This is a genomic window from Burkholderia sp. HI2761 (assembly GCF_002223355.1).
Classification (GTDB): Bacteria; Pseudomonadota; Gammaproteobacteria; order Burkholderiales; family Burkholderiaceae; genus Burkholderia.
In genome coordinates this window covers 176,554-189,644 of sequence record NZ_NKFN01000006.1, presented here as the reverse complement: position 1 = coordinate 189,644, position 13,091 = coordinate 176,554, and the positions used below count along the sequence as shown (strand labels likewise).

The 13,091-nt window shown below is 68.1% G+C and carries 10 protein-coding genes; 4 read left to right on the top strand and 6 right to left on the bottom strand.

The features are described 5' to 3' along the window. The first annotated feature begins 33 nt into the window (after window positions 1-33). Window positions 34-1,710: a S10 family peptidase gene (locus tag CFB46_RS17450; RefSeq protein WP_027781477.1), complete on the top strand. Its 1,677-nt coding sequence runs from the start codon at window positions 34-36 to the stop codon at window positions 1,708-1,710. A gap of 75 nt (window positions 1,711-1,785) precedes the next feature. Here the strand turns inward: CFB46_RS17450 and nadE are convergent, their stop codons facing one another. From nadE to CFB46_RS17430, 3 genes are all read right to left on the bottom strand, one after another. Beyond that, entirely contained in the window at window positions 1,786-2,634 is an 849-nt protein-coding gene (gene nadE / locus CFB46_RS17445; protein ID WP_089500632.1) for an ammonia-dependent NAD(+) synthetase, read from the bottom strand. A gap of 230 nt (window positions 2,635-2,864) precedes the next feature. Continuing rightward, window positions 2,865-3,734: a DMT family transporter gene (locus tag CFB46_RS17435; protein WP_089500630.1), complete on the bottom strand. Its 870-nt coding sequence runs from the start codon at window positions 3,732-3,734 to the stop codon at window positions 2,865-2,867. 198 nt (window positions 3,735-3,932) lie between these two features. Next, window positions 3,933-4,118 (bottom strand): hypothetical protein, encoded by a 186-nt coding sequence (locus CFB46_RS17430; protein ID WP_006480515.1) that lies wholly within the window; start codon window positions 4,116-4,118, stop codon window positions 3,933-3,935. A 227-nt stretch (window positions 4,119-4,345) separates the two neighbouring features. Here CFB46_RS17430 and CFB46_RS17420 point away from each other — a divergent pair, with 227 nt between their 5' ends. Together CFB46_RS17420 and CFB46_RS17415 are read left to right on the top strand one after the other, a co-directional pair. Then, window positions 4,346-5,104, top strand: a complete 759-nt coding sequence (locus CFB46_RS17420) for a DeoR/GlpR family DNA-binding transcription regulator (RefSeq protein WP_089500629.1) — start codon at window positions 4,346-4,348, stop codon at window positions 5,102-5,104. Window positions 5,105-5,209: 105 nt separating this feature from the next. Further along, the gene (locus CFB46_RS17415; RefSeq protein WP_089500628.1) at window positions 5,210-6,991 is read left to right on the top strand and encodes a phospholipase D-like domain-containing protein; all 1,782 of its coding nucleotides are present in this window, start codon (window positions 5,210-5,212) and stop codon (window positions 6,989-6,991) included. A gap of 74 nt (window positions 6,992-7,065) precedes the next feature. On the opposite strand, the gene CFB46_RS17410 is transcribed toward CFB46_RS17415, so the two are convergent. From CFB46_RS17410 to CFB46_RS17400, 3 genes are all read right to left on the bottom strand, one after another. Continuing rightward, a complete protein-coding gene (locus CFB46_RS17410) occupies window positions 7,066-7,740 on the bottom strand; it encodes a TetR family transcriptional regulator (protein ID WP_027781472.1) in 675 nt (224 codons plus the stop codon). A 105-nt stretch (window positions 7,741-7,845) separates the two neighbouring features. Then, complete coding sequence (locus tag CFB46_RS17405) at window positions 7,846-9,114, bottom strand: NAD(P)/FAD-dependent oxidoreductase (protein WP_089500627.1); 1,269 nt, start codon at window positions 9,112-9,114, stop codon at window positions 7,846-7,848. 134 nt (window positions 9,115-9,248) lie between these two features. After that, window positions 9,249-10,829 (bottom strand): amino acid permease, encoded by a 1,581-nt coding sequence (locus tag CFB46_RS17400; RefSeq protein ID WP_089500626.1) that lies wholly within the window; start codon window positions 10,827-10,829, stop codon window positions 9,249-9,251. Window positions 10,830-11,464: 635 nt separating this feature from the next. Between CFB46_RS17400 and amaB the strand changes: the two genes are divergently transcribed. Then, entirely contained in the window at window positions 11,465-12,976 is a 1,512-nt protein-coding gene (gene amaB / locus CFB46_RS17395) for an L-piperidine-6-carboxylate dehydrogenase (RefSeq protein WP_089500625.1), read from the top strand. The last annotated feature ends 115 nt before the right edge of the window (window positions 12,977-13,091 follow it).

The following is a 13,091-nucleotide window of genomic DNA, read 5'->3' as shown; positions in this document are numbered from 1 at the left end:
CCCGCGTCTTTTTTCACCTCCAGGAGCAGCACGATGGGCATCGATTCCGCATCTTCCGGCGGCGTGTATCCGCTGCATCACGGCGACCACAATTCGCATGGCGTGCCGCCGACCATCAACCCCGTCGCGCTGAGCCACGGCCGCGACCAGCCGTTCTTCGATCCGGTCGCGTACGGCAATGGCCCGGACGACTCGGTGACCGACACGACCGAGGCGGCCGCGATCACGCACCACACGATCCTGATCGACGGCAAGCGCATCGCGTACACGGCGACGGTCGGCCATCTCGTGACGGTCGATCCGAGCAGTTCGCAGCCGGCCGCCAAGATCTTCTACGTTGCGTTCACGGCCGACGGCGCGAAGGAAGAAACGCGGCCCGTGACGTTCTTCTACAACGGCGGGCCGGGTTCGTCGTCGGTGTTCGTGCTGCTCGGCTCGTTCGCGCCGAAGCGCATCAAGACGTCGATGCCGGGTTTCACGCCGCCCGCGCCGTACCAGATCGAAGACAACCCGGACAGCATGATCGACCACAGCGACCTGGTGTTCATCAACCCGGTCGGCACCGGCTATTCGGCGGCCGTCGCGCCGAACAAGAACCGCGACTTCTGGGGCGTCGACCAGGATGCGAATTCGCTGAAGCAGTTCATCAAGCGCTACCTGACGAAGAACAACCGCTGGAATTCGCCGAAATACCTGTTCGGCGAATCGTACGGCACGGCGCGCAGCTGCGTGCTCGCGTACAAGCTGCACGAGGATGGCGTCGACCTGAACGGCGTCACGCTGCAATCGTCGATCCTCGATTACCGGCAGGCCGGCAACCCGGTCGGCGCGCTGCCGACCGCCGCGGCCGACGCGTGGTATCACAAGAAACTCGGCATCAAGCCGCCGCCGAGCGATCTCGGCGCGTTCATCGAGGAAGTCGCGCAGTTCGCGCGCACCGACTACCTGGCCGCGCTGCGCGCGGCGCCGCACGCGAACCCGGCCACCGTGCAGAAGCTGTCGCAATACACGGGCATCGATACGGCGACGCTGCAATCGTGGGGGCTCGATATCGCGGGCTACGACGCGCGCGGCAACTCGGTGTTCCTGACGACGCTGCTGCATGCGCAGGGGCTCGCGCTCGGTTCGTACGACGGCCGCGTGACCGGGATCTCGTCGGGCATCGCCGGCAAGATCGACCCGAATTCGGGGGGCAACGATCCGACGATGACGGCCGTGACGGGCGTCTATACGGCGATGTGGAACAGCTACCTGAACGAGCAGTTGAAGTTCACGTCGAATTCCGCGTTCACGGACCTGAACGACCAGGCATTCCAGAACTGGGATTTCAGCCACATCGACCCGACCGGCGCGCAGCAGGGCCTCGATGCGAAGGGGAACGTGATCCTCTACACGGCCGGCGACCTCGCCGCGGTGATGGCGCTGAACGTCGACCTGAAGGTGCTGTCGGCGAACGGCCTCTACGACTTCGTCACGCCGTTCTACCAGACCGTGATCGATCTGCAGCAGATGCCGCTGGAGGACCAGAAGGTGCGGCAGAACCTGTCCGCGCGGTTCTATCCGTCGGGGCACATGGTGTATCTCGACGGCGGCTCGCGCACCGCGCTCAAGCGCGATCTCGCGACGATGTACGACGCGACGGTCAGCGATACGGGCGCGCGGATGCGGATTCGTGCGCTGCAGGCGAAGAAGACGGGCGGGCACGCATAGCGTCGCCCGTCGCGTGGGGCCCGCGCGCAGCCATGACGGTGCGCGCGGCGGTCTGTCGGTAGCGGGGCGGCGGGCTTAGGCGGCCGGCCAGTCGAACATCGTGTACGGCAGTGCGCGCTTGTGACGCGAGCCGTCGTAGAAGCGCAGCACCGTTTCGTAGACGCGGTCGGCGACCGGTTTACCTTCGAGGAAATCGTCGATCTCGTCGTAGGTCACGCCATACGCGTGCTCGTCGGGGCGCAGCGGGCGCAGCTCCTCGAGGTCGGCCGTCGGCACCTTCATCACGATCAGCTCCTCGCCGCCGAGCGCGCGTGCCACCCCGCGTACGCGACGCTTGCTCAGGCCCGCGAGCGGCAGGATGTCCGCGCCGCCGTCGCCGAACTTCGTGAAGAAACCCATCAGCGATTCGGCCGCGTGATCGGTGCCGATCACGAGGCCGCGCCGCGCGCCGGCCACCGCGTACTGCGCGATCATGCGCTCGCGCGCCTTGATGTTGCCGTGCACGAAATCCTGCTGCGCGGGGGTTTCGAACGCGTGGCCGGACGCGACCAGGGAACGGAGCATCGCATCGGCGGCCGGCTTCACGTCGACCGTGAGCACCTCGTCCGCGCGCACGAACGCCAGCGCGCGCTGCGCATCGTCTTCATCGTTCTGCACGCCGTTCGGCAAGCGCATCGCGATGAAGCGCGCATCGTAGCCGTCGGCGCGCAGGCGCTCGACCGACAGTTGCGCGAGCCGGCCGGCCGTCGATGAGTCGACGCCGCCGCTGATGCCGAGCACGTAGGTCCGCAGGCCGGTCGAACGAAGGTACCGCGCGAGGAAATCGACGCGGCGATCGATTTCGGCTTCGGCGTCGAAGTGCGGGGCGACGTTCAGTTCGGCAATGATCGCGCGTTGGCGGCTGGCGTAATCGGCGGATGTCATGAAGGAAGTTCCGGAACGAAATGCAAGGCGGACATCATAAGCGCATTCGTGGCGCGTCGCCGCGCCGGGCGTGCGATCCGGCCGTCTTGCGTTGCTTCGGCGAGACGCGCTGCGTCGCCGTGGTGCACGGTGCGCCGGGCGGGTGCGAGACGGGCGTCCGCGAGGCCCGCCTCGATGAGCTTGCCGACACACGTCGGCGCGGCCGCACGATCGCGCGCATGTAGCCCGCGTCAGCGCCGCGCGAGCACGACGCCCACCAGCGCGAGCGCGAAGCCGGCGAGCTGGATCGTCGCGAGCGTTTCGCCGAACAGCCCGTAACCCTGCAGCGCGGCCAGCGGCGGCGCGAGAAACAGCAGCGACGTCGCGCGCGCCGCATTGCCGCGCCGCAGCATCCACATCAGCATCGTGACCGCGCCGCCGGACAGGAACACGATGCCCCACACGAGCGATACCCACAGCGCCGGCGCGCCGATCCAGCGGGTTTCATGGAGCAGCACGACGAAGATGGCCGCGACGATCGCCGCGCCGAAGTTCTGCACGGCGACTGCCGTGCGTAGATCGCTCTGCGCGAGCTTGCCTTTCTGATACAGCGATCCGGCGGTGATCGACCCGACCGCCAGAACCGATACGGTGACGACGAGCCAAGCAGGCGCGGCGCCCGGCGGCGGTGCGACGCCGCCCGTGACTTTCGGCGCGAGCACGAGCGCGACGCCGGCCAGCCCGAGCGCCATCCCGAGCCAGCCGCGCGCGGGCAGGCGTTCGTTGAACAGCGGGACCGCGAGCACGGCGGTGGCGAGCGGCTGCAGCGCGCCGAGCAGCGCCATCACGCCCGCGTTCAAGCCTTGCGCGACGGCCCAGTAGCTCGCACCGAGATAGACGCCTTGCAGCAGCGCACCGGCGATCAGGTGGCGCGGCCATTCGCGGCGGGCCGGCCACGGCGCGCGCGCGACGAGCGCCACCACGCCGAACAGCGCGGCCGTGCCCGCGAAGCGCGCGAGCAGGAACAGGTTCGGATCGGCGTAAGGCTTGATCGCCCGTGCAACGATGAAGCCGGTGGACCAGAGTGCGACGAAAGCGGCGGCGACGATCGAGGTAAGCATGCGTGACGGGCCGCGAGGCGGCCGGACAGAACCGGGAAGTCGGCCAGTATCGGCCGAAGCGGCGCCGGCGTCTTGTCGAATCCTGCACTCATGCGACGCGGCGCGTGATCGCGCCGGCGGTCATCGCGCCGGTGTGCGGTGCGGCGGGGACGAGCGCCACACACCGGCGCCGCGCGGATGGACGCGCAGCAGCGACGATCAGTCGATCGAGAACGTGTCGAGCGGCTGATTGGCGCGCGCGTCGGTCGCGAAGCGCGCGGCGAGCTGTTCGTAGAGGCGTCTCGCTTCGTCGAGCGTCAGGTCGATCCAGTACGGATCGCCTGCCGCGTCGTTGAGACGTTCCGGCGGAAACTGGATTTCAATCACACTGCCTTTGCGATACATGGCGCGAGCCCCTTTGTCGGTCGGTCGTTCGGCGAAGCGCAAAGTGTAGCAACCGGCGCCGCGCGGATTCGCGCGCGCCGGACAATACAGAATTTCGCTTTCGGGAAACGCGCTCGACCGTTGCCCCGGCCGCCCGGCCGCATTACCCGGCGCAGTCAAATGGTCGTCAAACGTCCGTAATACAATGGCCGGCTTACCCATTACCAGTCGCCTCGGGCGCACACGCGATGCTGGCGGAACAACGTCATCAATACATCCTGTCGGAGCTCGGGCGCTCGGGCGCGCTGTCGGTCGCGGAACTCGTGCGTTCGCTCGACGTGTCGCGCGAAACCGTGCGGCGCGACCTGAACGCGCTGGCCGCGCGCGGCCTGCTCGTGATGACGCATGGCGGCGCGCTGGCCGCGGATCGCCGCGAGCCGAGCCTGTCCGAGCGCGAAGCCGCGAACGCCGACGCGAAGCGCACGATCGGACGGCGCGCGGCCGAATTCGTGCCCGACGATGCATCGGTGCTGATCGATTCGGGCAGCACACCGCATGCGGTCGCGCTGGCGCTCGCCGACCGGCACCGGCTGTCGATCTACACGAACGACTGGCGCACCGCGTTCGTGCTCGCGCGGCGCAACGGCAACCGCGTGACGCTGCTCGGCGGCGAGCTGTCCGACGACGAGGACGCCACGTTCGGTCTCGACACGATCCACCAGCTTGCGCAATACCACGTCGATTTCGCGTTCGTCGGCGCCGGCGGCATCACGCCCGACGGCGAATGCACCGACTACTCCCGGCTCGCGGCCGAAGTGCGCAGCCGGATGATCGCGGCGGCGGGCACGGCGATCATCGTCGCCGACCATTCGAAATTCGGCCGCGTGACGCCGGTGCGGATCAACGGCGCGGCCGCCGCCCGCTATCTGGTGACCGAGCGCGCGCCCGACAAGATCGTGCGCCGCGCGCTGACGGCGCGCGGGATCGAACTGCTCGTGTGCGACTGACGCGCGTCCGACATACAAGGTTCATCGAACGGTCATCGCGCGGGAAGAACCGTCGTCAAGACTGACCCATTCATTTCGACCGGCCGTCAGGCCAGGGAGCAACGAATGACCGTCAGCGTGCGCAGCTATCTTTCCCCCACCCTGGTCCTGCTGGCTTTCGACTGGCCCGATGCGGCGTCGCGGTCCGATTTCCTCGGCTTCGCGATCCGGCGCACGCCGGGCTTCTGGTCGGCCGACGGCAAGACGCGTGCGCCGGACAGCTGGCTGCCCAATCGCCTGACGTTCGACGGCCCGGCCGCCGACACGCAGGGCGATGCGCCGACCGATCAGGCGCCGATTCAGAAATTCATGTGGTGGGACGCGCGCATCGATCCGCAGGACCGCGGTGCGTCGTTCCGCTACGACGTCTATCCGGTCGTCGGTACGCCGGCGAACCTGCAGGTGCTCGACGCGGAAGCCGGCGTGTGCGACGTCGTGCTGCCCGCGCACATCGAGGACGGCATCGGCACGTGGTTCAACCGCGCGGTGGTCAGCTCGCAGGCGTTCGCGAAGCAGGTCGCGGCGCTGGGCCTCGCACCGAATGCGGCGCCGAGCGCTGCGCAGACGCTGAAATTGCGCACGTGGCTCGCGAACGACATGGAGCAGGTGTTCGCGGAGATGCTCAATCCTGCGTCGCGCGCGGTATCGGCCGTCTATCACCTGACCGACACGCTGTGGGCGCTGCCCGCGTTCGAGGCGTTCGGCCGCCAGCACGGCGAAGCGTCGCTCGCGATCGTCTACGACGCGCACACGACGGCGCGCAAGGGCAAGCCGCCGCTGCCGTCGCCGAACCAGCCGGCCGTCGACGCGTTGCAAGGGCTCGCGACGCTCGCGCCGCGCGACAAGACGCACATCATGCACGACAAGTTCATCGTGACCGATGCGCCGTCCGCCGCAGCGCCCGCGCGCGTGCTGACCGGTTCCGCGAACTTCACGACCGAGGGGCTGACCGAGCAGGCCAACGTGCTGCACGCGTTCGACTCGCCCGCGCTCGCCGCGCTGTACAACGATCGCGCGCACGCGCTGGCCGGGAATCCGTCGATTGCGGAGACCGCACGGCTGTCGTCGGGCTGGTCGGCGCCGATGACGATCGGCAGCGCGCAGGTGCGCGTCGCGTACTCGCCGGAGCCGTCGGGGCAGCGTACCGAGATCGATACGATCGTCGCCGCGATCGGGGCCGCGAAGCATTCGGTGTCGTTCTGCCTGTTCATGCCGACCGACGCGGCGCTGCGCGATGCGTGTTTCGCGGCCGGCGACCGGGGGCTGATGATGTTCGGCCTCGTCAACCGGATCAACGCGGGCAGCGCGACGAAGGCCGATGCCGCGCAGCAGGCTGGCCAGTCGCTGGATGCGGCGACGCTCGCGAACCTCGAGCTGTACCACCGCAGCCGCGACAACCACGACGTGATCGACGCGTCGTATTTTTCGCCGGCCACCGTGCCGCAAGGCTTCGAGCCGGAGCTGCGGCTTTTCCCGGGCGAACCGGCGCCGGCCTTTCCGCCCGTCGTGATCCATCACAAGTTCGTCGTGATCGATGCGGAAGGCGCGAATCCGGTCGTCTATACGGGCTCGGCGAACATGAGCCGCAATTCCGAGCAGTACAACGACGAGAACCTGCTCGAGATCCGCGACAAGCGGATCGCGGCGATCTATCTCGCGGAATTCCTGCGGCTTTACGAGCACTACCGTGCACGCGCATTGGCGATCAATGCGAAGCAGCGCGGCACGGGCGCGCATGCGCGGCTCGCGCTGGCGCCCGATTCGAGCTGGGCGAAGAAGTATTACGTGGCGGGCAGCCCCGAACAGAAGGCGCGGATCGCGCTGGCGTCGACCGCGCCGACGGACTGATGCGCTGACGTGCTGAAGTGCTGAAGTGTGAAGGGGCGCGGACGTGTCGCGCCCCGGCCGGCTGTGGGCGCCGCTTACGCGGCGACGTAGCGCAGCACCGCGTCGGCGATCGTGTCGCGATGCCGCGCACGCAGGCGCGGCGCCGACGGATCGCGGCCGAACGCGGCACCGAACGTGTAGCGGTTCGATACGCGATGGAAGCAGAACGAGCTGATCAGCAGGTGCAGGTCGAACGCATCGATGTCCTGGCGGAACGCGCCGCTGGCCGCGCCGCGCTCGAGCAGTTCCTCGAGCGTCTTGATGATGCTGACGTTGCGGTTCTTGAACGACTTGAGCTGTTCGAGATATTTCGCGCCGTGGATGTTCTCGATCGACACCAGGCGGACGAAATCGCGATGCTTGTCGTGATAGTCGAACGTGAATTCGACGAGACGGCGCATGCCTTCGCGCGGCTCCATGTCGCCGACGTGCAGTTCCTGCTCGAGCGCGCGGATGTCGCCGTACACCTTTTCCAGCACGGCCTCGTACAGGCCTTCCTTGCTTTCGAAGTAGTAGTAGAGCATCCGCTTCGTCGTGTTCGTCCGCTCCGCGATCGCGTCGACGCGCGCACCGGCGAGGCCCATCGCGGAGAATTCCTGCGTGGCGACATCGAGGATGTTGCGCTTGGTTTGCTCGGGATCGTATTTACGCCGCGCATCGGACGCAAGCGCGCGGGTGTCGGACGTGGCGGCCTTGCTTCCTGCTTTCATGTGGCTTTGTTGTGGTTCGCGGCGGCTTGGAAAAGGCATTCTAGCATGTGGGAAATGCCCGCCCGGCCGACCTCCCGCTCTAATCGGCAAGGCCGCCGCGGGCGCTCAGCGGCGGCAGGATGCAAGCGCGTCGCGGGCCTGGTACGCCGTATACGTGAGCTGCGCGGCGGCGAGGCCGGCCAGGCCGAACGTGCGCGTGAGCCCGAACGCGGCGAAGCCGTCCGGCACCGGCCGGCCTTCGGCCAGCGCGGCGGCGAGCGCCTCGCCGGCCACCGTGGTCGGCGCCATCCCGTGGCCGCCGAAAGCGATCGCGTGCCACACGCCGTCCGCGTCGCGGCCGATTTGCGGCATCTTGTGCCGCGCGTAGCTCATCAGCCCGCCCCACGCGTAGTCGACCTTCACGCCTTCCAGTTGCGGATACACGCGCAGCAGGTCGCGCCGCAACAGGCGCGCGATCGCATCGGGGCCGCGGTCGAGCACGGAGATCCGGCCGCCCCACAGGATCCGCGTGTCCTTCAGCGGACGGTAGTAGTCGAACGCGAAACGCGTGTCGTAGATCGCGTACGGCGCGTCGATCGCATCGGGCAGGCGCGTGCCGAGCGGTTCGGTCGCGATCACGTAGGTCGCGATCGGCAGCACCGCGCGCTCGACGCGCGGCGACACGCCGCGCGCGTAGCCGCCGCCGGCGAACACGACGTCCTGTGCGCGCACCGCGCCCTGCGCCGTGCGCACGACGTACCCGGCGCCGTCGCGCGCGATGCCCAGCGCGGCCGAACGCTCGTACACGCGCGCCCCGCCGCGCGATGCGGCGGCCGCGACGCCGAGCACGTATTTGAGCGGGTGGAAGTGGAACGCGTTCGGCTCGAACAGGCCGCCGTAATAGCGCTGCGTCTTCAGCCGTTCGCGCAGCGCGCCGGTCGGGACAGGTTCCCAGTCGACGCCGAGTTCGTTTTTCATCAGCGTGCGCACACCATCGAGCCGCGACGGATCGTCGAACCAGTTCGCGAGCATCACGCCCTCGTCGACGATGTCGCAGTCGATCCCGTAGCGCGCGATGCGCGCGCGGATCAGCTCGACCGCATCGACGGTGAGCCGGTACAGCCGGCGCCCTTCGTCGCGGCCGAGCGTGCGCAGCAGGTCGGCGTTGTCGAGACTGTAGCCGCCGAACACGAAGCCGCCGTTGCGGCCCGACGCGCCGAAGCCGACCCGTTCGCTGTCGAGCACGACGACGTCGCGCACGCCGCGTTCGACGAGGCCGAGCGCCGTGCACAGGCCGGCAAGGCCGCCGCCGACGATGCAGACCTGCGTGTCGATCGTGCCGGTCAGTTGCGGGTAGGGCTGGCGGGTAACGGTGGCTTCGTAGAAATTCTGCATGCGTTTTCGGTGATTCGTGACGGCGGAAAAACGGACGGCGCGCGTCGATCTTGCCTGAACGCGTGCGCCGCGTCGAATGGGCTTTCAGCGCGTCGGCCGCCGCGATCGGGCGGCCGCCGGCGCGTTGCCGGGCTTCAGGCCCCCGGCGTCGGGTTGACCGGACGGGCCACGTAGGCCGGATAGCTGGCGTCGGCCTTTTCGGTGGCGGCGGGCGTGGCGTTGCGGTCGATCCACGGCGCGATTTCCATGTCCTCGTAGCGCACCAGGCGGCATTTACGCACCAGCGCGTAGCCGACCCAGATCGCGAGGAAGAACGGCAGGCCGATGTAGGTCGCGGCGACGCCCGTCCAGTCGATCTTGTCGGCGAGGAACGCGCGGTAGTCCTGGCCGAGCGCGACGACCGCGCACAGCGCGAACGCGAACAGCGGTCCGAACGGGAACCACTTCGACCGGTACGGCAACTGGTCGAGCCGGTAGCCCTGTTTCAGGAAGCCCTTGCGGAACCGGTAGTGGCTGACCGCGATGCCGAGCCACGTGATGAAGCCGGCCATGCCCGACGTGTTCAGCAGCCACAGGTAGACGGTCTTGTCGCCGTACAGCGACGTGAAGAAGCACAGCGCGCCGACGGCGGTGGTCGCATACAGCGCGTTGCGCGGCACGCCGCCGGGCGACAGCTTCGCGAACAGCTTCGGCGCGCGGCCTTCGACCGCGAGGTTGTAGAGCATGCGCGTCGACGCATACATGCCCGAATTGCCGGCCGACAGCACGGCCGTCAGGATCACCGCGTTCATCACGCCGGCCGCGAAGGCGAGGCCCGCGTGGCGGAACACCAGCGTGAACGGGCTCACGCCGATATCGGTCACGTCGCTCTTCAGCAGGCTCGGATCGGTGTACGGCACCAGCACGCCGATCACGAAGATCGCAAACACGTAGAACAGCAGGATGCGCCAGAAGATCTGCTTCACCGCGCGCGGAATCGTCGTGCGCGGGTTTTCCGATTCGCCGGCTGCGACGCCGATCATCTCGGTGCCCTGGAACGAGAAGCCCGCGATCATCGCGACGCCGAGCATCGTCGCCCAGCCGCCGACGAACGGTGCGTCGCCGATCGTGAAGTTGCCCCAGCCGGCGCTCGGGCCGCCCTGCATGATCCCGAAGATCATCAGCAGGCCGACGCCGACGAACGCGAGCACCGTCAGCACCTTGATCAGCGCGAACCAGTATTCGGCTTCGCCGAAACCGCGCACCGACAGCGCGTTGAGCGCGAAGATCAGCGTGAGGAACAGCGCGCTCCACCAGACGCCCGGCACGTGCGGGAACCAGTAATTCATCACGAGCTGCGCGGCGACGAGCTCCACCGCCAGCGTCACGGCCCAGCTGTACCAGTAGTTCCAGCCGAGCGCGAAGCCGAAGCCTTCGTCGACGAACTTCGCGCCGTAGGTCGCGAACGAGCCCGACACCGGCATGAACGCCGCCATTTCGCCGAGGCTCGTCATCAGGAAGTAGACCATCAGGCCGATCACCATGTACGCGAGCATCGCGCCGCCGGGGCCGGCCTGCGAGATCGATGCGCCGGATGCGACGAACAGGCCCGTGCCGATCGAGCCGCCGATCGCGATCATCCGTAGATGACGGGCCTGCAACGCGCGGTGGAGGGACGGCTTCGCGGGCGGCGAGCCGGACGGGCGGGACGAATCGGGGCGGGCGTCTGAATGCATGGCGGGCGCTGGGCGCTGTCTCCGGGATTGTTTTTCGGTGACGAAGCGCGACGCGTCGCCGGCCGCGGCCGGGTAGCGGTGAGGCACAGTGCGAAACGGGCCCGCTGAGCCGGGCCGTGGTGCGTGTCGCCTTCGTCGGTCGTCCGGCTGTCGTGGTGGCGGCCGGCGGCGCGCCGGGTGCGTTGCACCTCGACGTCGCACCGATTGTGTGTGCCCGGTGCACCGGCGGCAAACGATATTTCCGAACAGGGTGATGCGCGACGGTCATCAACTTGTATCGCGTTGAGATGTGTCCGGGCGGCCGGTCACGGGCTTTGGAAACGTCCCATATCGGCATCGAAACAGGCGGGGCTGGCCCGTGGACTTCTTGCGTTTTGGGAATGAAGTCGTGAGTTAATATCAATAGCGGCCTGACTTGTGGCCATCGACAATGTGTTTCATGGATCGTGCCTCGCGAGGCTGGGGCGCGCCGTCCGGCCGGGCTTTCCGGCGGCGGCGCAGCGCGATGCGCCGGATGGCGCACCGGGCCGGCCGCGCGGCGCATCTGCTTGCACAAGGCGCTCGAACGCGCTCCAATCGAATCACGCGGGCGGCGCTGCCGCCGCACCGATCAATCTGTCCCTGAAGAGGAAGTGATGCAATTCAACGACATTCTTGCCGCGCTCGACATCGATCTCGCCCAGTGGAAAGGTAATGCGCTGACCGCGCGTTCGCCGCTCGACGGCGCGACGCTCGCGACGCTGGCCGTCGACACGCCCGCCGACGCAGCGCGCAAGATCGACGCCGCACACGACGCATTCCTCAAGTGGCGCACGGTGCCGGCGCCGGTGCGCGGCGAACTCGTGCGCGTGTTCGGCAACGTGCTGCGCGAGCACAAGGCCGAGCTCGGCCGCCTCGTCACGCTCGAAGCCGGCAAGATCACGTCGGAAGGGCTCGGTGAAGTGCAGGAAATGATCGACATCTGCGATTTCGCGGTCGGCCTGTCGCGCCAGCTTTACGGCCTCACGATCGCGTCCGAGCGCCCGGGCCACCGGATGATGGAAACGTGGCACCCGATCGGCGTGTGCGGCGTGATTTCGGCATTCAACTTCCCGGTCGCGGTGTGGGCATGGAATGCGGCGCTCGCGTTCGTGTGCGGCGATTCGGTCGTGTGGAAGCCGTCCGAGAAGACGCCGCTCACCGCGATCGCGTGCCACGTGCTGCTCCAGAAGGCGCTCCGCGAGTTCGAGAAGACGCATCCGGGCGTCGCGCCGGCGGAGCTGAGCCAACTGGTGCTCGGCATGCGCGATGTCGGCGAGGTGCTGACGGCGTCGAAGAAGGTGCCGGTCGTCAGCGCGACGGGCAGCGTGCGGATGGGCCAGGAAGTCGCGAAGGTGCTGAGCCAGCGCCTTGCACGCGGCATCCTCGAACTCGGCGGCAACAACGGGATGATCGTCGCGCCGAGCGCGGATCTCGACCTCGTGGTGCGCGCGGTCACGTTCGCCGCGGTCGGCACGGCCGGCCAGCGCTGCACGACGCTGCGCCGCCTGATCGTGCATCGCAGCCTCGTCGAGCAACTGCTGCCGCGCATCGAGAAGGCCTACATGTCGGTGAAGGTCGGCAATCCGCTCGAAGAAGGCACGCTGGTCGGCCCGCTGGTCGATCGTGCGTCGTTCGACGCGATGCAGAAGGCGCTGGCCGATGCGCGCGAGCAGGGCGGCGAAGTGAAGGGCGGCGAGCGCGTCGACGTCGGTCACGAGGATGCGTACTACGTGCGTCCGGCCATCGTGCGGATGCCGAAGCAATCGGCGGTGGTCGAGCGCGAGACGTTCGCGCCGATTCTCTACGTGATGGTCTACGACGATTTCGAAGACGCGATCGACGTGCACAATGCGGTGCCGCAAGGCCTGTCGTCGGCGATCTTTACCAACGACATGCGTGAAGCCGAGCAGTTCATGTCGGCAGCGGGCAGCGACTGCGGGATCGTCAACGTGAACATCGGCACGAGCGGCGCGGAGATTGGCGGCGCGTTCGGCGGCGAGAAGGAAACGGGCGGTGGGCGCGAGTCGGGTTCGGATGCGTGGAAGGCTTATATGCGTCGCGCGACGAATACGATCAACTACAGCCGGCAATTGCCGCTGGCGCAGGGGGTGAAGTTCGACGTGTGATGCAGCGCGCCCGGCAGGGCGCGCCGACCGTCGAATGAAACGGGCCGGTTGCCGCGGAAGCGGTAACCGGCCCTTGTCGTTTACCGCCATGCGCGCGGCGCGCCGATCGATCGCG

What these genes read in the sequence shown, in the direction of transcription:
- CFB46_RS17450 (WP_027781477.1), top strand. Translation starts at nt 34, where the DNA reads ATGGGCATCGATTCCGCATCTTCCGGCGGCGTGTATCCGCTGCATCAC.
- CFB46_RS17405 (WP_089500627.1), bottom strand. Translation starts at nt 9,114, where the DNA reads ATGCAGAATTTCTACGAAGCCACCGTTACCCGCCAGCCCTACCCGCAA.
- CFB46_RS17420 (WP_089500629.1), top strand. Translation starts at nt 4,346, where the DNA reads ATGCTGGCGGAACAACGTCATCAATACATCCTGTCGGAGCTCGGGCGC.
- CFB46_RS17415 (WP_089500628.1), top strand. Translation starts at nt 5,210, where the DNA reads ATGACCGTCAGCGTGCGCAGCTATCTTTCCCCCACCCTGGTCCTGCTG.
- CFB46_RS17410 (WP_027781472.1), bottom strand. Translation starts at nt 7,740, where the DNA reads ATGAAAGCAGGAAGCAAGGCCGCCACGTCCGACACCCGCGCGCTTGCG.
- CFB46_RS17435 (WP_089500630.1), bottom strand. Translation starts at nt 3,734, where the DNA reads ATGCTTACCTCGATCGTCGCCGCCGCTTTCGTCGCACTCTGGTCCACC.
- CFB46_RS17400 (WP_089500626.1), bottom strand. Translation starts at nt 10,829, where the DNA reads ATGCATTCAGACGCCCGCCCCGATTCGTCCCGCCCGTCCGGCTCGCCG.
- amaB (WP_089500625.1), top strand. Translation starts at nt 11,465, where the DNA reads ATGCAATTCAACGACATTCTTGCCGCGCTCGACATCGATCTCGCCCAG.
- CFB46_RS17430 (WP_006480515.1), bottom strand. Translation starts at nt 4,118, where the DNA reads ATGTATCGCAAAGGCAGTGTGATTGAAATCCAGTTTCCGCCGGAACGT.
- nadE (WP_089500632.1), bottom strand. Translation starts at nt 2,634, where the DNA reads ATGACATCCGCCGATTACGCCAGCCGCCAACGCGCGATCATTGCCGAA.